Here is a 20,644-nt window from a genome sequence, read left to right as displayed (position 1 = left end):
CGCGTCGGGACGGTACGCGTCACCCCCGGCCGAACGGGGCGTACGGCCGTCAGTCCCCTAGCACCACGCCGCGCGCCGCCGAGAAGTCGCCCCACTTCCCGTCGGGCAGCTTCGCGCGGACCTTCATCGAGTGGCGGGTGCCGCGCGGCTCGCTCATGGTGAGCCGGTAGCTCGCCCGGCCGACGGGCGGCTCGCCGCCCCAGACGATCGTGGTGGTCAGCCGGCCGTCCACGTACAGCTGGTACGCCGGTATCCTCCCGCCGGTCTCCGGCTGCTCCCAGTCCAGGTCGACGGCGTACTCCTTGCCCGCGGCGCTGCTCGTGATCCGCAGGTCCGTGGGGGCGGTGCCGGCGGGTGCGCCCGGGGCGCTCGCGGTGGTGAGGTCGAAGGCGTTGCTGTCCGCCGACGAGGTGTCCGCCGCGTCGCGGGCGCGGACGGTGAAGGTGTAGACGGTGCCGGGGCGCAGACCGGTCAGCCGCGCGGTGGTCCGCGTTCCCGGCACGCTGTGGATGCGCGAGCCCTCCTGGTAGATGTCGTACGCGGTGACGCCGACGTCGTCCGTGGAGCCGCCCCAGGACAGCGTCGCGGCCCTGCCGCCGTCGGCCTTGCCGCGCAGTCCCACCGGCCGGGTGGGGGGCTCGTGGTCGGCGGGGGTGGGCGCGGGAGTGGTGACGGCCGCGGTGGCGCTCGGCGCGGAGACGTTTCCGGCGGCGTCCCTGGCGCGGACGGTGAAGGTGTACGCGGTCGAGGCGGTCAGCCCCTCGATGTCGGTCATCACCTTGGCCTCGGGGACGGACTTGACCTTCTCGCCCTGCCGGTAGACCTCGTAGCCGGTGACGGCCGTGTCGTCGGTGGCGGCTTCCCACATGACGTGCGCGGAGGTGGCGCTGCTCGCCTGAGCGGTCACCCCGTGCGGCGCGGTGGGCTTCCTGGTGTCCGCCTCGGCCTCCGAGCCGCAGGCGGTGGTGAACGCGGCGAGGAGCAGGGCGGCGGAGCAGGCCAACGCGGCGGTTGTGTGGGGGCGTTGCACGGTGGTGCCTTCCGTCCGACGGGCAATGGTCCAGACCTGTATCGCATGGTGCGGGGGCCCTCGACAAGGGGACGGAGAGGAACGTTCCGCAATGTGCCGGTGTGCGCCGGGCGCCCGCGGTACGGGCGGCGGATCCCGTGCGTACGGGGAGTGGTGCGGCCGGAACGCGAGGAGCGCCGGGACGGGCGGAGCGGTCTCCGGCCGGCGTCGTCGCGTACACCACCGATGCGGCGGTACCCGCTCACCCCTGCCGGATCACTCCTCGGGCACACGTCGTGCGCCGAGCGATGACTTCCGGGGGCCCGGGCAGTCTGCACAGGTATGGATACGCAGACGAACTCCGCACCCCTCCTCGACCTCGGCCCCGCCGCCCGGCAGATCGCCGGAATGCTCGATGCCATCGACGACGCCCGGCTGGCCGGACCGACGCCGTGCCCCGATGTCACGGTGGCCGCGATGCTGGCCCACGTCGAGGGGCTTGCCACGGCCTTCCGGGACGCCGCGCGCAAGGACCTGGGCGCCACGACCGACACGGCCCCCTCGGTGGAGTCGGGGGTACTGACCGACGGGTGGCGCAGCACGCTGCCCGCGGCGCTCGACGAGATGGTGGCCGCCTGGCGCTCCCCGGAGGCCTGGCAGGGCATGACCCGGGCGGGGAGCGTGGACCTTCCGGGCGAGGTGGCCGGCATGGTCGCGCTCAACGAGCTGGTGCTGCACGGCTGGGACCTGGCGAGGGCGACCGGCCAGCCGTACCGGGCCGAGGACGCCCATCTGCGCTCCTCGCTGGCCCTGCTGGCCGACCTGGGCGACAACCCGCCGCCGACCTCCCCGTTCGGACCGCCCGTCCCGGTCCCGGACGACGCGCCGCTGCTGGACCGGGCGGTCGCCCGCAGCGGGCGGCGGCCGGACTGGAAGCCGGAGGGCTGAGCCCGCCCGCTGCCGCGGTCAGCTGGTGAAGAACTCCGTGATCTGGTGCGCGACCTGGTCGGCGTGGACCTCGTGCGGCCGGTGGCCACCGCCGATCGTCATGAGGTGACAGTCCGGGATCAGGGAGGCCATGTCCTGGAGCCGCCCCTGGGGCATGGTGCTCGCCGGGCCGCCGGTGAGCATCAGCGTCGGCGCGACGATCTCGCCGAGGCCCTCCGCCCACGCCGGGTCGGGGTCGTCCAGCTGGGTGCGTACGGCCGCGAGCACGGCCTCGTCGTAGTCGACCGGCCCTTCGGGCGGTACGGCGGGGCCGGCCGCGCCGGGGAACGGCGGCGGGGTCTCCACCAGCACCAGCCGCTCCACCCGGTCCGCGTGCTCCTGCGCCAGGAGGTGGGCGACCACGCCGCCCATGTCGTGGCCGACCAGGCCGACCCGGTCGAGCTCGCACGCGTCCAGGAAGCCGAGGACGTCGTCCCGCATCAGCTCGAAGTCGTACTCGTCGGGCCAGTCGCTCTCGCCGTGGCCCCGCAGGTCGAGGGCGTACACCCGCCATTCCTGACCGAGCAGACTCCCGGCCGCCTCCCAGCTCGCGGCGGAATCGCCGAGGCCGTGCAGCAGCACGACGGGCGAGCCGAACGGGTCTCCCCAGGTCCGGTACGCCAGACGCACATCGCCGACATCCACAACAGACTGATCATCCATACCCCAGACGCTACAGCCGAATGAACGAAGATCACTCCCACGACCTGGCAGGCTGGGCGGGGTGAAGCCCACCCGACGCTCCCCGGCCGCCTCCCTCGCCGCCCTCGTTCTGGCCCTGACCGTGCTGTCCGGCTGTGCGGGGGCGGGCGGTTCAGCAGGCAAGGGGGGCCCGGGCGCCGGGCTGGACGATCCGGCGAAGAAGGACATCGCGATGCAGCTGGTCTCCAGCGCGGAGAACTCGACCCTGGACTGGAAGGCCCAGTACGACTACATCGAGGACATCGGTGACGGCCGCGGCTACACCGCCGGCATCATCGGGTTCTGCTCCGCCACCGGCGACATGCTGGGTGTGGTCGAGCGGTACGCGAAGGCCCGGCCGGGCAATGCGCTCGAGCGTTTCCTGCCCGCGCTGCGCGCGGTGAAGGGGACCGACGCGCACACGGGACTCGGCCGTCCGTTCACGCAGGCGTGGTCGAAGGCCGCGGGTGACGCGGCGTTCCGTGCGGCGCAGGACACCGTGCGGGACCGGGAGTACTTCGAGCCGGCGGTCGCCCAGGCCAAGAAGGACGGGCTGGGCACGCTCGGCCAGTTCGTCTACTACGACGCCTACGTGATGCACGGGGCCGGTGACACGGAGGGCACGGTCGGGTTCCGTACGATGCGGCGCCAGGCACGCGCCGAGGACCGGCCCCCCGCGGAGGGCGGCGACGAGGGCGCATACCTCGGCGCCTTCCTCGACGCGCGCGTCGAGGCGATCGGCAAGGAGCCCTCGCACAGCGACACCAGCCGGGTCGAGACGGCGCAGCGGGTCTTCTTGCGCGAGGGGAATTTCGGCCTGGAGCCACCGCTGCGGTGGACGGTGTACGGCGACAGCTATCTGATCAAGGGCCCGGACGCTTCGTGAACCCGTGATCGACAGGCGCGCGAGGCGTCGGCGAAGGCGGCTGGGTGAGGGGTGACCCGGGGGGGCGCCCCACAGGAGTCTCGATCCAGGTGGCTTCCCTGGACTGCTGACCCGGCACTCCACGGCCCCGCCCCGACCGCCCGTGCGCCCGGTGCGGGGCTTTCGCATGCCCGGACCGCACGAACTCGCCCGCGTCGAAGGGGTGTACGACCGCCGCCCCACCCTGATAGGAAAGCTTCCTAACAGAACAATCGGAACGGCGAACTCCCTTGGAGGACTGGTGCACGCTCCCCACAAGCGCACCGCACGTCGCAACAACCGATCCGTACGCGTCGCTCTCGTCGCGCTCGGTCTGACCCTCACGGCGATTCCCGCCACCGCCTTCGCAGGCACCGCACCCGCCCCCACGGCGGTTCACCACCAGGAGGCAGCCGCGAACGGGCTCGACGATCCGGCGAAGAAGGACATCGCCATGCAACTGGTCTCCAGCGCGGAGAACTCCTCGCTGGACTGGAAGGGGCAGTACGGCTACATCGAGGACATCGGTGACGGCCGCGGCTACACGGCGGGCATCATCGGATTCTGCTCCGGCACCGGCGACATGCTCGACCTGGTGGAGCTCTACACCCGGCGGGAGCCGGGCAACCCGCTCGCCGGGTACCTGCCCGCCCTGCGCGAGGTGGACGGCACCGATTCGCACGACGGTCTCGATCCCGGCTTCAGCGAGGCCTGGGAGACAGCGGCCGAGGATCCGGCGTTCCAGCAGGCGCAGAACGACGAACGCGACCGGGTCTACTTCGACCCGGCGGTCGGCCGGGGCAAGAGCGACGGGCTGGGCACACTGGGTCAGTTCGCGTACTACGACGCCCTCGTGATGCACGGCGACGGCGGCGACAGCACGAGCTTCGGCTCGATCCGCGAGCGCGCCCTCGCGCAGGCGAGGCCGCCGGCCCAGGGCGGCGACGAGGTCACCTACCTCAACGCCTTCCTGGACGCGCGGGTGTGGGCCATGAAGCAGGAGGAGGCCCACTCGGACACCAGCCGGGTGGACACCGCCCAGCGCGTCTTCCTGGACGCGGGCAATCTGAACCTGGACCCGCCGCTCGACTGGAAGGTCTACGGGGACAGCTACCACATCGGCTGACACTCCCCGGACGGGAAGAGCCGTGGCGCGTACGACCGCCGCCCCCGGGGCGGAGCCGTACGCGCCACAGCGCTCATGGCGGGGCGTCAGAGGACGGCGGCCTGCGGCTCCTTGACCGGCTCGTGGACGGTCCCGGTTTCGACGTCCGGCTTCCGGCCCAGGTGGTTGAAGGCGAGGTTGAGCACGATCGCCACGACGCAACCGGTCGAGATCCCCGAGTCGAGGACGACGAGCAGGTCCTTCGGGAAGGCGTGGTAGAACTCCGGCGCCGCGATCGGGATCAGCCCGACCCCCACGGCGGCGGCCACGATCAGCGCGTTCTCGCCCTTCTCCAGCGCCGCGCCGGCCAGCGTCTGGATGCCGCTCGCCGCGACCGAGCCGAAGAGCACGATGCCCGCGCCGCCCAGCACCGGAAGCGGCACGAGCGCGATGACGGAGGCTGCCACCGGACACAGGCCGAGCAGGATGAGGATGCCGCCGCCGGCGGCGACGACGAAGCGGCTGCGGACCTTCGTCATCGCGACCAGGCCGATGTTCTGGGCGAAGGCACTGCACATGAACCCGTTGAACAGCGGGCTGATGGCGCTGCCCAGGGTGTCGGCGCGCAGGCCGCCCTCGATGGTCCGCTCGTCGGCGGGACGGTCGACGATCTTGCCGAGTGCCAGCATGTCCGCGGTCGACTCGGTCATGCAGACCAGCATCACGATGCACATCGAGACGATCGCGGCGATCTCGAACTGCGGCGCCCCGAAGTGGAACGGCGTGGGGAAGCCGACGACATCGGCGTTCTTGATCGCGCCGAAGTCCGTGATGCCGACCGGAATCGCGATGAGCGTGCCGACGACGAGTCCGAGCAGGATCGCGATCTGCTGGAGGAAGCCGCGCAGCAGCTTCCGCAGGGCCAGGACGATCACCAGGGTGACCGCCGCCATCGTGATGTTGGTCGTCGAGCCGTAGTCGTCGGCCGTGGCGTTGCCGCCCTGGGACCAGTTGAAGGCGACCGGCAGCAGGGAGACGCCGATCAGGGTGATGACCGTGCCGGTGACGACGGGCGGGAAGAAGCGGACCAGTTTGCAGAAGTAGGGGGCGAGGACGAAGCCGAGCAGGCTGGCGACGATGATCGCGCCGAAGATCACGGCGATCCCGTCGTGCCCGCGGTCCTTGCCGATCGCCACCATCGGCGTCACGCCGGCGAACGAGACGCCGTTGACGAACGGGAGCCGGGCGCCTATACGCCAGAAGCCGAGCGTCTGGAGCAGGGTGGCTATGCCCGCGGTGAACAGGCTCGCCCCCATCAGGAAGGCGGTCTCCTTGGGAGTGAGGCCCACTGCGGGTCCCACGATCATGGGCGGGGCCACCACGCCCGCGTACATCGCGGCCACGTGCTGGAGGCCGCTGGTGAACATCTTCAGCGGGGGAAGCGTCTCGTCGACCGGATGCTTCCGGTCGGAGCGAAGCGATTCCGGGTCGGGGGCTGCACTTGCGTCGTTGCGAAACCTGGGCGTAGCTGCCACGGCGGTTCCTCCGGTCGGGTACACGTCTGCGGCGACGTGGGTGTCAGGGAGGTGGTGCCGGAGCCGGTCGGGAGAACCGGGCCCCGTGTGGTGCGTTGATGCAGGTGGGGCAGGTCGTGCAGCTGGTGCGGGCAGCTGGTTTCACCGGGACGGGAGGCGCGTGCGTCTGGGCACGCGCCTCCCGCACCGTTGCCGTGGACCCCGCTCGGGTCCGCGGCGGCCGGCCGAGGGCCGTCCCCCTCGGCCGGCCGGTATGGGGGTGCCGGGGACGGCGGGCCGTCAGCCTCCGGCGGCGATCTGCGCGAGGCGGCGGGCCTCGTCGCGGGTGGCGCGGGCGATGGCGTCCTCGTCCACGGTGATCAGGTGGTCCGCCTCGACGACGGGCCTGCCGTTGACGAGCGAGAGGGTGACGGGGGCGGCGGCGCCGAACACCAGGGCGGTCACCGGGTCGGCGATGGAGGCATGGGCGAGGGTGTCCAGCTTCCAGAGCACGAGGTCGGCGAGCTTGCCGGGCTCCAGGGAGCCGATCTGGTCGGCCCTGCCGAGGACCTGGGCGCCGCCGTACGTACCCAGGCGCAGGGCCTGACGGGCGTTCAGGGCGCGTTCGCGGTGCGGGCCCAGGCGGTTGATGAGGAGGGCGTTGCGCAGTTCGGTGTGGAGTTCTCCGGACTCGTTGGACGCGGTGCCGTCGACGCCGAGGCCGACCGGGACGCCCGCGGCGAGCATGTCGGGGACCCGGGCGATGCCCGCGGCGAGGCGGGCGTTGGAGGACGGGCAGTGCGCGACGCCGGTGCCGGTGCGGGCGAACGCGGCGATGTCGGAGTCGTTCATGTGGACGCAGTGGGCCATCCACACGTCGGCGCCGAGCCAGCCGGTCGACTCGAAGTAGTCGGTCGGGCCCATGCCGAACAGCTCGTGGCAGAACTTCTCCTCCTCCACGGTCTCCGAGCCGTGCGTGTGCAGCCGGACTCCGCGTCGGCGCGCCAACTCGGCACCTTCCCGCATCAGTTCGGTGGACACGGAGAACGGGGAGCAGGGCGCGACGGCGATCTGTGTCATCGCGTCGAAGGAGGCGTCATGGTGTGCGTCGATGGCCGCCTCGGTGCCGGCGAGCGCACCTTCGAGGCTCTCCACGGCGAAGTCCGGCGGCAGTCCGCCGTCCTTCTCGCTGCGGTCCATGGACCCGCGGGCGAGCGTGAACCGTACGCCCATGTCACGGGCGGCGCCGATGATCGCCCCGGACAGGTCTCCAGAGCCCTTCGGGTACACGTAGTGGTGGTCCATGGCGGTCGTGACGCCGCCGCGGGCCATCATGGCGAGCGAGCCCTGCGCGGCGGCGCGGGCCATCGGCTCGTCGATGCGCGCCCAGGTCGGGTAGAGGGCGACCAGCCAGTCGAAGAGGTTGTGGTCGGTGGCCAGGCCGCGGGTGATCCACTGGTAGAAGTGGTGGTGGGTGTTGATCAGCCCGGGCGTGACGAGGTGCCCGGTGCCGTCGATGCGGCGTACGACGTTCTCCAGGCCGTCCGGTGCCCGGCCGGCGCCGACGGACTCGATGCGGTTGCCCGCGACGACGACATGGCCCGAGGCGTACTCGGTGTCGTCGGCGTCGACGGTCGCGATCGAGCAGTTCTCGATGACGATGCGTTCCACTCGGTCGGGGGCTGCCGGTGCTGCCATGGTGCTTCCTTCTCTCATCTGCGATGCGGGCACGGCAGGACCCTAGGAGGATTTGAGTGCCACGGCCGTGCGGCTGTGGGTGCCGAGATGGTGGAAGAACAGGTTGAGCAGGACCGCGACGAGCGCTCCGGCGCTGATGCCGGAGCCGAGGACGGTCTGCGCCCAGGACGGGAATCCCGCGTAGAAGCCGGGCGCGGCGAGCGGGACGATGCCCGCGCCGAGCGCCACGGCGACCAGGATGATGTTGGAGCTGTCGTCGAGTCCGGCCTCGGAGAGCGTGCGGATGCCGCTGACCGCGATCGAGCCGAACAGGACGATGCCGGCGCCGCCGAGCACGGGCATGGGGACGAGCGAGACGACCGCGCCGAGGACGGGGAAGAAGCCGAGGACCAGCAGGGCGCCGCCGGCGGCCGCGACGACATAGCGGCTGCGCACCTTCGTCAGCGACACCACTCCCACGTTCTGCGCGAAGGCACTGGTGGGGAATCCGCCGAAGACCGGTCCGACGAGGGTGGCGATGCCGTCGGTGCGCAGTCCGCGGGTGAGGGTCCGCCCGTCGGTGCGCCGGTCGCAGATCTCGCCGAGCGCGAGCATGCCGGCGGAGGACTCCGTCATCAGGACGAGCATCACGATGCAGAGGGAGAGGATCGCGGCGGGCTGGAACTCCGGTGCGCCGAAGGCGAAGGGCGTGGGCAGGGCGGCGACCGGCGCGGAGCCGATGGCGGAGAAGTCGGCGAGCCCGAAGGGCACGGCGGCCAGCGTGCCGGCCACCAGACCGATGAGCAGCGCCACTTGCCGGAGGAAGCCGCGTCCGAAGCGCTGGACGAGCAGGATCACGACCAGGGTGAAGGCGGCCAGGGCGAGGTACTTCATGGCGCCGAAGTCGGCGGCCGTCTTGTCGCCTCCCTGGGCCCAGGAGACCGGGACCGGCATCAGGGTGACGCCGATGAGCGTGATGACGACGCCGGTGACGAGCGGCGGGAAGAACCTCAGGAGCCGGCCGAAGAACGGGCCGACGGCGAGACAGAACACCCCCGCGACGAGCACCGCCCCGTAGATGGCGGGCAGTTGACGGCCCGGAGCGCTGGTCTCGGCGATGGCGAGCATCGGCGCGATGCCCGCGGAGGAGGCGGCGTTGACGAACGGCAGCCGGTTTCCGGCGAAGCCCCCGATGCCGAGCGTCTGGAGGAGGGTGGCGCAGCCGGCGATCAGGAGGCTTGCCGCGATCAGCCGGGTCATGCCCGCCTGGTCGAGGCCGACGGCCTGGCCGATGATGAGCGGTGGGGTGACGACGCCCGCGTACATGGCGGCGATGTGCTGGAGTGCGGCGGGGACGAGCCGCGACGGGGCGGGCTTCTCGTCGACCGGATGGACCGCCCGCTCCGGCGGGGTGGGACATGGGCCTTCTGCTTCTGCGGGCCCAAGTGCAGGCTGTGCCATGGGAATTCCCTCCGGCCCGGCCGGCCCCCGTCCGCTGTGGACGGACGGGAACCGGCGCGGCGCCGTGTCAGAGGTTGGTCATGTCGACCGGGATCTGCGGCTCGACTCCGTCCCGCAGCACGGTGGCTTCGATGAGCCCGTAGGGACGGTCGGCCGCGAAGTAGACCTCGTTGTCGTTCTTGAGGCCGAACGGCTCCAGGTCCACCAGGAAGTGGTGGTTGTTCGGCAGCGAGAAGCGGATCTCGTCGATCTCGCTCCGGCTGTTGATGATGCGCGAACCCATCTGGTACAGCGTCTGCTGGAGCGAGAGGGAGTACGTCTCGGCGAAGGCCTGGAGCATGTGCTTGCGCGCCTGCTCGTAGGACTTCTCCCAGTTCGGCATCCGCTGCTCGTCGTCGGTCCAGTTGTAGCGCCAGCGGGCGGAGACGTCGGTGGCCAGAATGCGGTCGTACGCCTCCTTGAGCGTCGTGTACTTGTCCTTGACGTAGCCCCAGAACTCGGAGCTGGTCGAGTTCAGCACGGTGAGGTCCTTGAGACCGGAGACGACCTGCCACTTCTCACCGTCGTAGGTGATCTGGGAGGTGCGGATCTCCTGGTTCTTGCGGACGAAGGAGTGCTTGACCTCGTCGGAACCGATGAACTGCGAGTTGCCGTCGGAGGTGGCGATGCGCTCCCAGGCGTACTCCTCGATCCGGATGCGCGCGGTCCTGATCGGCTCCTGCGACGTCACGAAGTGACGGGCGAGGTGAATGCCGAACTGCTCGGCCGACTCGATGCCGTGCTCCTTGGCGAACGCGAACACCGTGTTCTTGGTGGTGTCCGTGGGCAGGACGTTCGCGTTGGAGCCGGAGTAGTGGACGTCGTCCATGTCGCCGGAGAGGGCGACCGAGACGTTCAGGTCCTTGATGTGGTGGGTGTCGCCGTCCCGCGTGATCTTGACGACGCGGTTCTCTGCTTTGCCGTACTGGTTCTGGCCGAGAATCGTGGGCATGTGTCTGCTAGCTCCCTCGGTATACGGAGTAGCCGAACGGGTTGAGCAGCAGCGGTACGTGATAGTGCTCGCCCGCGGTGACGGCGAACGTGATCGCCACCTCCGGGAAGAACGCGCCGCTGTCCCTTACGCGGGGGGCGTCCTGCTGCGCCTCGGCTTGCTTCTTGGCTGTGAAGTACGACTCTGTCCCGAAGTCGAGCCGTACGTGGGTGGTGCCTTCCGGCAGGGCCGGCAGGTCCTTGCAGCGCCCGTCCGCATCGGTCGCGGATCCGCCGAGCGTCACCCACTGCGCGTCGCCGCCCGTGCGGGCGGCGAGCGAGACGGGGACGGCCGCGGCGGGGCGGCCGATGCTGGTGTCCAGGATGTGGGTGGACACCGATGCGGTGGCGAAGGTGCTCAAGACCTTCACTCTCCTTCTTCTGCGGACTCCTGGGAGTCCTCGGACACGAGACGGCTGAGGCGGATGCGGTTGATCTTGCCCAGTTCGGTGCGCACGATCTCTCGCTCCTGCTCCGGCGAGTTCCCGATCCGGGACTTCACCGCGTCGCGCATCTGCTCACCGGTGGCCCCGGTGGCGCAGATCAGGAAGACATGCCCGAACCTCTCCTGGTAGGCCAGGTTGAGTGCGAGCATGTCGGCCTTGAGCTCCTCGGTGGCGCCGGCCATCCCCCGCTGTTCGCGGGAGGAGGTCGGGTCCCCGGGCTTCGGGCGGCCGATCGGCGGGTGACCGGCCATGGCGTCGGCCAGGTCCTGCGCGCCGAGTGCCGCCGTTGCGGTGTCGCTCGCGGAGTACAGGGCTTCTGCGGTGGCGTACGGGCGACGGGAGAGGATCGCTCTTCCCCAGGCCGCACTGGCACAGACCTCGTGCAGCGCGGTGGCCGCCTCGTCGTCCGCCAGGGTGTTGAACCGGGCGAGGCCCGGCGTGGAGCTCGAAGTCACGGGAGCCTCCGTGGCTGTTTTTCGCTGTGCGTTGGTCGGGCTGCGGATAGCTAACGCCCTCCACAACACCACGTCAACACTTTGTTGAAATTCCGTTCATGTAAAAAGCCGTCGCCCGATGATCCGGACGACGGCCTGCGCGTTCACGTGCCGTTTACCTCTGCTGGGCGGGTCAACTAGTCGCCTTTGGCGGCGTTTTCCCTGTTCAGGTAGTTGTAAACGGTGAAGCGGGACACCCCCAGGGCCCCCGCTACGGTCTCGACGCCGTGCCGCACCGAGAAGGCACCGCGTGCCTCCAGAGTCCGGACGACCTCCTGCTTGGTCCTGCGGTCCAGCTCGGCGAGCGGCATGCCGTGCCGCCGCTCCATCGCGGCCAGGATGTGGTCCAGCGAGTCGGAGAGCTGGGGCAGCCGGACGGCTATGACGTCCTCGCCCTCCCAGGCCAGGACCACGTCGTCGGCCTGCGCCTGCTCGGGCCCGAGCAGCTCGGCGCCCATGGCGTCGACGAGCGGCTTGACGGCGGCGACGAGGGGATGGCCGTCGGCGACGACGGGGTGGTCCGCGGGGGCGGCCGGCCCCGGGCCGGCGACGGGCCGCTCCGAGGGGCCGGTCACTTCCGGTCCTCCCCGATCACGTTGACCTGGAGCGAGACCCGGGTGGCACCGGATGCCAGGGCCTTGCGCAGCAGGGAGCCCACCGCGGTGAGCACCTCGTCCGCGCCGCCCTCCGCCGTGTTGCCGAAGGGTCCGACATCGACCGCGTCCAGTTCGGCCGACTGGATGACCTCGCGGGCCACGACCGCGTGGGCCGGCGCCTCGTCGAGATCGAACGGCTCGGTGGTGAACTCCACTCTCAAGCGCACTGTGCCTCCCACATGTGTCGCACCGCGTCCGGGGTGACCCACGGCTCGGGCACGACCCTAGCGCCCCCGCGCGGCGGGCGCCGGAGGTACGGGGGCGGCCTCCGGGTCAGGCGCCGGACTGGATGTCGCCCCGGGTGGACGACGTGATCGGGTCCCCCTGGGCGAAGTCCCCCGGCGGGATCCCCGGGTGGTGTCCGCCCTCCACGGGCTCCACGGCGGCCGCCGGGCCGAGGGCCAGGCGGGAGACGATCCGGTAGCGGTCGCCGCGGTAGAGCGAGTGCACGTACTCCACGGGACGGCCTGCGGTGTCCGAGGTGAGCCGCTCGAAGAGCAGGGCCGGGGACAGCTCCGGGACGTCCAGGAGCCGGGCCTCGGCCCGGGTGACCACGGTGGGCTCGATGGCCTGGACCGCTTCGTGGACGTGCACGTCGTGGCGCTCGCGCAGGTGCTCGTACAGGTCGCCGCTCTCCAGCTCCTGGGCGGACAGGCCCGGGACCAGTTCGGCCCTGATGTGCAGGTGCTCGATCGCCATGGGGGCGCCGTCGACCAGCCGCAGCCGGGCGACGTACACGATCTCGGCCGCGGGCGACATGCGCAGTTTGCGGCCGACCCGGGCTCCGGCCTGGAGGGTGGTGAACTCCAGCAGCCGGCTCGACCAGGTCCCCGCCGCCTGCGGGACCGACAGGGCGAGGTCGGCCGAGATCAGCTCCTGGGTGATCTTCGCGGGTGCGACGAACATGCCCCGGCCGTGCTCGCGCACCAGGAGCCCGGCGGCCACCAGCTCGTCGATCGCGGCGCGCAGGGTGGGCCTGGAGACGCCGAGCGTGGCGCAGAGGGTGCGCTCCGACGGGATGGCGTCCCCCGGGCGGCGCGACTCGATCAGCTCCAGTACGGCGTCGCGGGCCCGCTCCCGTTTGAGCACCGTCCCCGATGCGTCGGCGTCCATGCGATGCCCCCTTCTGACCCGTGCCTCACTTACCAGTTGTGCAACCAGTGGGGCCGACTCGGCTACTGGTCAAGGGAAGTGTAGCCGGTCCCCCGTTGATCATCTGGGCTTGCCTTTTCCTGAGATCACAAAAATCCCTACGCACCAAGGGGGTTGACGGTCTCATTGGTCTATGCCACCTTCATCCACCATCAAGAGGTGAGCTGTCCAGTGGACTTCACTGGTCAGGTGGTCAGGTCCTGTCTCCCAGAGGTGAACCGTGAAGTACCGCTTGCTTGCCGGTGGGTCCGCGCTCGTGATGGCCGCCGTTCTCAGTGCCTGCTCGTCGTCCGGCTCCTCCGGGAAGTCCGGTGGCGGGCCGACGGACATCGACGTGTGGCTGATGCGCGACAGCGTTTCCGCACAGTTCCAGAAGGAGTTCGTGAAGGGCTTCGAGGCCGCGCACCCCACGATCAAGGTCAAGGTCCAGATCCAGGAATGGGACGGCATCGGCGAGAAGATCACCGCCGCGCTGGCGAGCAACGACGCCCCCGACGTGATCGAGAGCGGCAACACGCAGGTCGCGCAGTTCGCCCAGAGCGGCGGACTGCTCGACCTCAGCGACAAGGTCGACGAGCTGGGCGGCAAGGACTGGCTCAAGGGGCTCGCCGAACCCGGGGCGTACGAGGGCAAGCAGTACGGCATCCCGTACTACGCGGCCAACCGGGTCGTCATCTACCGCACCGACCTGTTCGAGAAGGCGGGCGTCGACGCGTCCGCGATCAGGACGCGCGAGCAGTGGATCAAGGCCACCGGCAAGCTCAACACGGGTGGTACGCAGGGCATCTACCTGCCCGGGCAGATGTGGTACGCGCTGGCGGGCTTCGTCTGGGACGAGGGCGGGGACCTCGCCACCGAGTCCGGCGGCAGGTGGAAGGGCACGCTGGACACTCCCGAGGCGCTGCGGGGGATGGCCTTCTACGAACGGCTTCAGGCGCTCGGCAAGGGTCCGAAGGACTCCGACGAGGACTCCCCGCCGCAGGCCGATGTGATGGCCCAGGGGAAGGTGGCCCAGGTCATCTCGACCCCGGGCGGCGCCAACGTCGTCATGGAGAAGAACCCGGCGCTGAAGGGGAAGCTCGGCTTCTTCCCGATCCCGGGCAAGAGCGCGAGCACCCCCGGCGCCGTCTTCACCGGGGGCTCCGACCTGGTGATCCCCACGGCGTCCGGGTATCAGGAGGCCGCGCTGACCTTCGTCAAGGAGCTCACCGGTGACGCCTGGCAGAAGAAGCTGGCCGTGGCCATGAGCTACGTACCGAACCGGACGACCCTCGCCTCGGCGGTGGCGGGCGATCCGGGGGCGGCCGCGATGGCGGCCGGCGCGGCGAACGGGCACGCGACGCCCAACACCCCCGGCTGGGCGGCCGTCGAGGCGGAGAACCCGATCAAGGACTACATGGCCGCCGTCCTGACCGGCGGCGACCCGGCGAAGGAGGCCGCCAAGGCCTCCGCCGACATCACCCGGGCCATGAACACCGCTTCCTGATCCTTCCGCCCGTCCGCCAGAACACCGAGAGGAGGCGTGCCGTGTCGGTCATCCGGGAACGGACCGCACCCCCCAGCCACCTGCGCCGCCCGGCGACCGGCACGGCCGGGCCGCCGCGCGGGCGGCGGTCCGGGGAGCCGCGCGGCCTGTGGCCGTACGTCCTGATCGCGCCCGCCGTCGGGGGCATGCTCTATCTGCTGCTCTACCCGCTGCTGCGGGCCGTGCTGATCTCGCTCCAGGACTTCCGGCTGCGCCAGCTCATCGTGGGCGACGCGGAGTTCGTCGGACTGCGCAACTACCGGACGTTGCTGTCCGACCCGAGGTTCTGGGAGGTGGTGCGGCGCACCTTCCTGTTCATGGCGGTCAACGTGGTCCTGATCATGGTGATCGCGACCCTGGTCGCGCTGATGACCGAGCGGCTGGGCCGGTTCGGCCGGACCGTGGTGCTCAGTTCGCTGGTGCTGGCGTGGGCGATGCCCGTGGTGGCGGCGACCACGGTCTTCCAGTGGCTGTTCCACTCCGAGTTCGGCATCGTCAACCGGCTGCTGACCGAGGCGGGCTTCGCGTCCTTCGACCGGTACCCGTGGTTCGCGCACGGCGGCGCCGCCTTCTCGATCCTGGTCCTGCTGATCGTCTGGCAGTCCGTGCCGTTCGCGGCGATCACCGTCTACTCGGCGCTCACCACGGTCCCCGCGGAACTGTACGAGTCGGCCCGGCTGGACGGGGCGTCCGGCTCCCGGATCTTCCGCTCGGTCACCTTCCCGATGCTCCGCCCGATCTTCCTGCTGGTCTTCTCGCTCGAAGTGATCTGGACGTTCAAGGCGTTCGTCCAGATCTGGGTGATGACCCGCGGGGGCCCGGGCGACGCCACGACGATCCTGCCCGTGTACGCGGTGCAGACGGCACTCGCGGGGCAGCGCTACGACCTGGGCTCGGCCGCCTCGATGCTCACCGTGGTCCTGATGTCCGGGGTGCTCGTCCTGTACTTCCGCCAGATGCTCCGACAGGAGGACGAGTCCTGATGACCCTGCTGCGCCCGAGAGCCCGGCGGATCCCGCTGAACGCCGCCGCCGTGCTGACCGTCCTGGTCTGTCTGTTCCCCGTCTACTGGATGATCTCGACCGCGTTCAAACCGTCGAGGGACATCCAGACCGCTGATCCGAAGCTCTTCCCGCGCACCTGGACGCTCGACCACTTCCGCACCGCCGTGCAGGCCGACGGCTTCGAGCTGTTCTGGCGCAACAGCGTCCTGGTGACGCTCAGTGCGATCCTGCTGGCGCTGCTCGTGGCCATCGGCTCGGCGTACGCCGTGGCCCGGATGCGATGGAAGGGGCGCCGGCAGTTCATGCTCATGGTCTTCATCGCCCAGATGGCGCCCTGGGAGTCGCTGATCATCCCGGTCTACATCATCTCCCGCGACACGGCCATGCTCGACCGGCTGCCGACCCTCACGCTCGTCTACTTCATGGTCACGCTGCCGTTCTCGATCGTGGTGCTGCGCGGCTTCATCGCCACCATTCCGCCGGAGCTGGAGGAGGCCGCGCAGGTCGACGGGTGCACCCGGACCGGCGCGTTCCGACGGGTGGCGCTGCCGCTGCTCGCACCGGGGCTGATGGCGACCTCGCTGTTCGGCTTCATCACCGCGTGGAACGAGTTCGCGTACGCCAACTTCCTGATCATCAAGCACCAGGACAGCCGCACGCTGCCGGTCTGGCTGTCGTCGTTCCAGAACACCTTCGGCACCGACTGGGGCGCCACCATGGCCGCCTCCACCCTCTTCGCCCTCCCGGCGCTGGCCGTCTTCCTGCTGCTCCAGCGCCATGTCACCTCCGGCTTCGCGGCCGGCGCCGTCAAGGGCTGAGGCCCGAGAACCGAACCCGGAGGCCCCCGTGCCCGCATCACGCCCGGAACAGTCCCTCGTGCCCCGCCCCCGCAAGGTCTCGGCCCGCCCCGGCCGCTTCACCCTCGACCAGGACACCTGCGTCCGCGCCTACCCCGGCGCCGAGGGTGCCGCGGACCTGCTGCGCACGCTCCTCGCCCCGGCCACCGGCCTGCCCCTCGCACCCTCCGCCACCGGCCGCGTCGTGCTGGCCCTCGATCCGCAGCTGGGCGGACTCGGTGAGGAGGGATACGGCCTGACCATCGGCCCCGACTCCCTGCTGCTGCGGGCCGCGCGACTCCCGGGCCTGCTGTGCGGCGTCCAGACGATCCGTCAACTGCTGCCCGTCGAGGCCCTGTCGGGCACACCGCAGCGGGACGCGCCGTGGATGCTGCCCTGTGTCGAGATCAGCGATGTGCCCGCGTACCCGTGGCGCGGGTCGATGCTCGACGTGGCCCGGCACTTCCAGCCGGTGTCCTACCTGCGCCGGTACGTGGACCTGATGGCGCTGCACAAGCTCAACACCCTGCACCTCCACCTCACCGACGACCAGGGATGGCGGATGCCCGTCCCCGCCTACCCACGGCTGACCGGCATCGGCGGCCACCGCAGACAGTCGATGTCCGGCCCGCCGGGCCACGGCGACGAGAGCTACGACGGGATCCCGCACTCGGGCGCGTACACCCGGCAGGAGCTGCGGGACCTGGTCGGTTACGCGGCGGCGCGCGGGGTGCGCGTGGTGCCCGAGATCGAGATGCCGGGCCATGTGCGCGCGGCCCTCGCCGCCCACCCCGAGCTGGGCAACGATCCGTCGAGGCGGCTGGACGTGTGGACCCGCTGGGGCGTCTGCGACACGGTGTTCGGCGTCCACGAGGAGGTGTTCGACTTCTGCCGGACGGTGCTGGAGGAGGTCATGGACGTCTTCCCGTCGCCGTACATCCACATCGGCGGCGAGGAGTGCCCGACCACCGAGTGGGAGACCAGCCCGGCGGCACGGGCGCGAGCGGCCGCCGAGGGGCTGCCCGACGCCCGGGCGCTGCACGGCTGGTTCATGGGACGGATCGGGTCCTTCCTGGCGGAGCAGGGCAGGCGACCGGTCGGCTGGGCCGAGACGGGCACCGAACTCCCCCTCGAATTCACGGTGATGACGTGGCGCGACCCGGCCCACGCACGGGCCGCCGCCCGTCGCGGCCATCAGGTGGTCACCGCGCACCACCGGACGACGTACCTCGACTACGCCCAGTCCGCGGACCCCGGCGAACCGGCCGCGCAGCCGGGACCGCCCGTCGGCCTGCGGGCCGTCCACGGCAACCGGCCGGTGCCGGAGGGCTGGGAGGCCGCGGACGCGGACCGGGTGCTGGGCACCCAGGCCCAGTTGTGGACCGAGTTCGTCCGCACGCCGGACCGGATCGAGTATCTGACCTACCCGCGGCTGTGCGCCCTCGCGGACCGCGCCTGGGCGGGCGGGCGCAGCGACTGGCCCGGCTTCCTGACCCGGCTGGGCCGGCACACGGCACGGCTCGACGCCCTCGGCGTCGGCTACCGCCCCCTGAACCCCCGGTCGCTCCAGACCACTTCCCCGGGAGCAGCGCCACCTCGATAGGACTCCCCCAGGAACAGCGCCACCTCCGCAGGAACCACTCCCCCACGACCGTTCCGGAGAGGAACAGGTTTCATGAAGTCACTCGCGAAGAGCCGGATCCGCGCGGCGGCGGCTGCCGCCGCCACCGTGGCCCTGGGCTGTACGGCCCTGGCCGTCGTCCCGTCGTCGGCGAGCGCGGCCGGCGGTCCGCTGGCCGTGCAGTACCGCACCAGTGCGTCCGGCAGCACGGCCGACCAGAGCGAACCCTGGCTGAAGGTACGCAACACCGGCAGCGCGGCCGTGCAGCTCAGCACCGTCAAGGTCCGCTACTACTTCAAGGGCGAGGCGGCGGGCGACGCCTACCGGTTCGCCTGCTCCTGGGCGGTGAAGGGCTGCGCGAACATCACCGGCACGTTCGGCACGCCGGCCTCCCCGACCGCCACCGCCGACCGCTATCTGGAGATCGGCTTCACCGCCGGTGCGGGTTCGCTCGCCCCCGGCGCCGACACCGGCGACATGCAGCTGCGCTTCTACCGGTCGAGCTGGCAGCCCCTGCTGCAGAGCGACGACTACTCCTTCGACGGGAGCCGGACCGCCTACGGCGACTGGTCGAAGGTGACCGCGCAGCTCGGCGGCGCCACGGTCTGGGGCGAGGCCCCGGGAGGGAACGGTCCGACGGACCCGACCGATCCCACGGACCCGACCGATCCGCCGGAGGGCGCGCCCACGCTGTTCGACGACTTCAACTACAGCTCCCACAGCGACCCGGCGATCGCCGCGCACGGCTGGAGCGTGCGCTCGAACTCCGGCGGTCCCGGCGTGCCGGGCGCCACGTGGGCGCCGGAGAACGTCACGTTCGCCACCCAGAGCGGCAACTCGGTGATGAACCTGGCGACGTCGACCGCGGGGAGCGGTGAGTCGACGAAACAGACCGAGATCCTGACCCAGTCGATGAAGTTCCGCAACGGCACCTATGCGGCCCGGGTGAAGTTCAACGACGCCCCCGTGTCCGGTCCGGACGGCGACCATCTCGTCCAGACGTTCTTCACCATCAACGACCTCAAGGCGCCGATGGCGGACGACTACGCGGAGTACGACTTCGAGTACCTGCCGAACGGCGGCTGGGGCGAGAGCGGCAACATTCTCTACACGACCTCGTGGGAGACCTACCGCCCGGACCCGTGGGAGGCGGTCAACGCGCACACCGAGTCCCGGCAGAGCTACGCGGGCTGGCACGACCTGGTCGTGACGATCGACAACAGCGCGATCACGTACTACATCGACGGCCGGCTGTTCGGCACGCACGGTGCGGCGTACCTGCCGGAGCGGGGCATGTCGATCAACTTCAACCAGTGGCTGATCGACCTGGCGGGGCAGACGAGCACGACGCCCCGCTCGTACGACCAGCAGGTGGACTACGTCCTGCACGTGAAGGACCAGGTGCTCACGCCGGCGCAGGTCAATGCCCGGGTGAGCGCGTACCGCGCGGCGGGGACGACCTTCCAGGACACGGTGCCGGCCGGGTGAGCCGGTAGGGAAGCCGAGGGCGGGGCGGAGGGCCGTTGGGCCTCCGCCCCGTTTTCGTGCGTCCTGGCCCCGCGATGACCGCCCGAATTTCCGGGCCCCCCTTGACACCGCCCCCACCCTCCAGGCAATCTTCCGTTAAGCAGAAACTAACTTCCGCAATACGGAAGGAGCGCCGAAACCCTCATGGGCTACCCGGACCAGCGCTTCGATGTGAACCTTTCGATCCTCTTCACGGAACTCCCGCTCCTGGAGCGACCCGCGGCAGCCGCCGGGGCGGGCTTCACGGCGGTCGAGCTGTGGTGGCCGTGGATCGAGACCCCCACCCCTCCGCAAGCCGAGCTCGACGCGCTGAAGAAGGCGCTCGACGAGGCGGGCACCCGGCTGGTGGGGCTGAACTTCTACGCCGGACAGCTTCCCGGCCCCGACCGCGGCGCGCTCTCCGTGCCCGGCACGGAGTCGGACCGCTTCCGGGCCAACATCGAGGTGGCGGCGGACTTCGCCGCCTCGGTCGGCTGCAAGGCGCTGAACGCGCTCTACGGCAACCGGGTCGACGGCGTCGACCCCGACGTGCAGGACGAACTCGCCCTGGAAAACCTGGTCCTGGCCGCCCGCGCGGCCGACCGCATCGGGGCCGTCCTGCTGATCGAGACCCTGAACGAGCCGGAGTCGCCGCGCTACCCGCTGGTGAGCGCACCGGCCGGGATCGAGGTCGTCGACCGGATCAACGCGGCGACGGGCCTCGGCAACGCCAAGTTCCTGCTGGACCTGTACCACCTGTCGATGAACGGCGAGGACCTCAGCCAGGTCATCACGGCGTACGCCGACCGGACCGGTCACGTCCAGATCGCCGACAATCCGGGGCGCGGCGCGCCCGGCACCGGCTCGCTCCCGCTGGAACAGCTCCTCGACGAGCTGACGAAGGCCGGCTACGACGGCTGGGTCGGCCTGGAGTACAAGCCGGGCGACCGGCCGAGCGCCGAGTCCTTCGAGTGGCTTCCGGCCACCGCGCGGGCCGCCCGCTGACTCCCCCTCGTACACACGCTGATCGGAAGGCA

20 protein-coding genes are annotated in these 20,644 nt (G+C 70.8%); 9 read left to right on the top strand and 11 right to left on the bottom strand.

What is annotated here, in order from left to right:
- Positions 1–49 precede the first annotated feature (49 nt).
- Positions 50–1,030: a fibronectin type III domain-containing protein gene (locus E6R60_RS01175; protein ID WP_136324440.1), complete on the bottom strand. Its 981-nt coding sequence runs from the start codon at positions 1,028–1,030 to the stop codon at positions 50–52.
- Positions 1,031–1,351: 321 nt separating this feature from the next.
- Between E6R60_RS01175 and E6R60_RS01170 the strand changes: the two genes are divergently transcribed.
- Positions 1,352–1,957 (top strand): TIGR03086 family metal-binding protein, encoded by a 606-nt coding sequence (locus E6R60_RS01170; protein WP_136324439.1) that lies wholly within the window; start codon positions 1,352–1,354, stop codon positions 1,955–1,957.
- An 18-nt stretch (positions 1,958–1,975) separates the two neighbouring features.
- Here the strand turns inward: E6R60_RS01170 and E6R60_RS01165 are convergent, their stop codons facing one another.
- A complete protein-coding gene (locus E6R60_RS01165; protein ID WP_136324438.1) occupies positions 1,976–2,659 on the bottom strand; it encodes an alpha/beta hydrolase in 684 nt (227 codons plus the stop codon).
- Between the two features lie 121 nt (positions 2,660–2,780).
- On the opposite strand from E6R60_RS01165, the gene E6R60_RS01160 reads away from it, so the two are divergent.
- Complete coding sequence (locus E6R60_RS01160) at positions 2,781–3,563, top strand: chitosanase (protein WP_240802371.1); 783 nt, start codon at positions 2,781–2,783, stop codon at positions 3,561–3,563.
- Positions 3,564–3,843: 280 nt separating this feature from the next.
- Positions 3,844–4,707, top strand: a complete 864-nt coding sequence (locus tag E6R60_RS01155; RefSeq protein ID WP_136324437.1) for a chitosanase — start codon at positions 3,844–3,846, stop codon at positions 4,705–4,707.
- Between the two features lie 86 nt (positions 4,708–4,793).
- Here the strand turns inward: E6R60_RS01155 and E6R60_RS01150 are convergent, their stop codons facing one another.
- The 9 genes from E6R60_RS01150 to E6R60_RS01110 form a co-directional block, all read right to left on the bottom strand.
- Positions 4,794–6,221 carry a nucleobase:cation symporter-2 family protein gene (locus E6R60_RS01150; protein WP_136324436.1) on the bottom strand — a complete coding sequence of 476 codons (1,428 nt, stop codon included), beginning with the start codon at positions 6,219–6,221 and terminating at the stop codon, positions 4,794–4,796.
- Positions 6,222–6,500: 279 nt separating this feature from the next.
- Complete coding sequence (locus E6R60_RS01145; RefSeq protein WP_136324435.1) at positions 6,501–7,898, bottom strand: 8-oxoguanine deaminase; 1,398 nt, start codon at positions 7,896–7,898, stop codon at positions 6,501–6,503.
- A 42-nt stretch (positions 7,899–7,940) separates the two neighbouring features.
- The gene (locus E6R60_RS01140; RefSeq protein ID WP_136324434.1) at positions 7,941–9,338 is read right to left on the bottom strand and encodes a nucleobase:cation symporter-2 family protein; all 1,398 of its coding nucleotides are present in this window, start codon (positions 9,336–9,338) and stop codon (positions 7,941–7,943) included.
- A gap of 67 nt (positions 9,339–9,405) precedes the next feature.
- Complete coding sequence (gene pucL / locus E6R60_RS01135) at positions 9,406–10,329, bottom strand: factor-independent urate hydroxylase (RefSeq protein WP_136324433.1); 924 nt, start codon at positions 10,327–10,329, stop codon at positions 9,406–9,408.
- A gap of 7 nt (positions 10,330–10,336) precedes the next feature.
- Positions 10,337–10,729, bottom strand: coding sequence for a hydroxyisourate hydrolase (gene uraH, locus E6R60_RS01130; RefSeq protein ID WP_136324432.1), 393 nt, complete (start codon positions 10,727–10,729; stop codon positions 10,337–10,339).
- 5 nt (positions 10,730–10,734) lie between these two features.
- Positions 10,735–11,268, bottom strand: coding sequence for a 2-oxo-4-hydroxy-4-carboxy-5-ureidoimidazoline decarboxylase (gene uraD, locus E6R60_RS01125; RefSeq protein WP_136324431.1), 534 nt, complete (start codon positions 11,266–11,268; stop codon positions 10,735–10,737).
- Between the two features lie 176 nt (positions 11,269–11,444).
- Positions 11,445–11,765, bottom strand: a complete 321-nt coding sequence (locus tag E6R60_RS01120) for a helix-turn-helix domain-containing protein (protein ID WP_136324884.1) — start codon at positions 11,763–11,765, stop codon at positions 11,445–11,447.
- A 113-nt stretch (positions 11,766–11,878) separates the two neighbouring features.
- Entirely contained in the window at positions 11,879–12,130 is a 252-nt protein-coding gene (locus E6R60_RS01115) for a thiamine-binding protein (protein ID WP_240802339.1), read from the bottom strand.
- A 106-nt stretch (positions 12,131–12,236) separates the two neighbouring features.
- On the bottom strand, positions 12,237–13,076 hold the full coding sequence (locus tag E6R60_RS01110) for a GntR family transcriptional regulator (protein WP_136324430.1): 840 nt from the start codon (positions 13,074–13,076) through the stop codon (positions 12,237–12,239).
- 259 nt (positions 13,077–13,335) lie between these two features.
- On the opposite strand from E6R60_RS01110, the gene E6R60_RS01105 reads away from it, so the two are divergent.
- The 6 genes from E6R60_RS01105 to E6R60_RS01080 all read left to right on the top strand — a co-directional run bounded on the left by E6R60_RS01105 (position 13,336) and on the right by E6R60_RS01080 (position 20,612).
- Positions 13,336–14,601, top strand: a complete 1,266-nt coding sequence (locus tag E6R60_RS01105) for an extracellular solute-binding protein (protein ID WP_136324429.1) — start codon at positions 13,336–13,338, stop codon at positions 14,599–14,601.
- Between the two features lie 41 nt (positions 14,602–14,642).
- Complete coding sequence (locus E6R60_RS01100; protein ID WP_136324428.1) at positions 14,643–15,623, top strand: sugar ABC transporter permease; 981 nt, start codon at positions 14,643–14,645, stop codon at positions 15,621–15,623.
- Positions 15,623–16,462 (top strand): carbohydrate ABC transporter permease, encoded by an 840-nt coding sequence (locus tag E6R60_RS01095; protein ID WP_136324427.1) that lies wholly within the window; start codon positions 15,623–15,625, stop codon positions 16,460–16,462. Before E6R60_RS01100 ends, E6R60_RS01095 begins: the two co-directional genes overlap by 1 nt.
- Positions 16,463–16,490: 28 nt before the next feature.
- Positions 16,491–18,083 carry a beta-N-acetylhexosaminidase gene (locus tag E6R60_RS01090; protein ID WP_136324426.1) on the top strand — a complete coding sequence of 531 codons (1,593 nt, stop codon included), beginning with the start codon at positions 16,491–16,493 and terminating at the stop codon, positions 18,081–18,083.
- Between the two features lie 72 nt (positions 18,084–18,155).
- Positions 18,156–19,589, top strand: a complete 1,434-nt coding sequence (locus tag E6R60_RS01085) for a cellulose binding domain-containing protein (RefSeq protein ID WP_136324425.1) — start codon at positions 18,156–18,158, stop codon at positions 19,587–19,589.
- A gap of 183 nt (positions 19,590–19,772) precedes the next feature.
- Entirely contained in the window at positions 19,773–20,612 is an 840-nt protein-coding gene (locus E6R60_RS01080) for a TIM barrel protein (RefSeq protein ID WP_136324424.1), read from the top strand.
- Positions 20,613–20,644: the final 32 nt, after the last annotated feature.

This window comes from Streptomyces sp. A0642, assembly GCF_004795105.1.
In the GTDB taxonomy this organism is placed as follows: domain Bacteria; phylum Actinomycetota; class Actinomycetes; order Streptomycetales; family Streptomycetaceae; genus Streptomyces.
The sequence above is the reverse complement of the archived record's forward strand: the minus strand, read 5'-3'. Positions and strand labels throughout refer to the sequence as shown.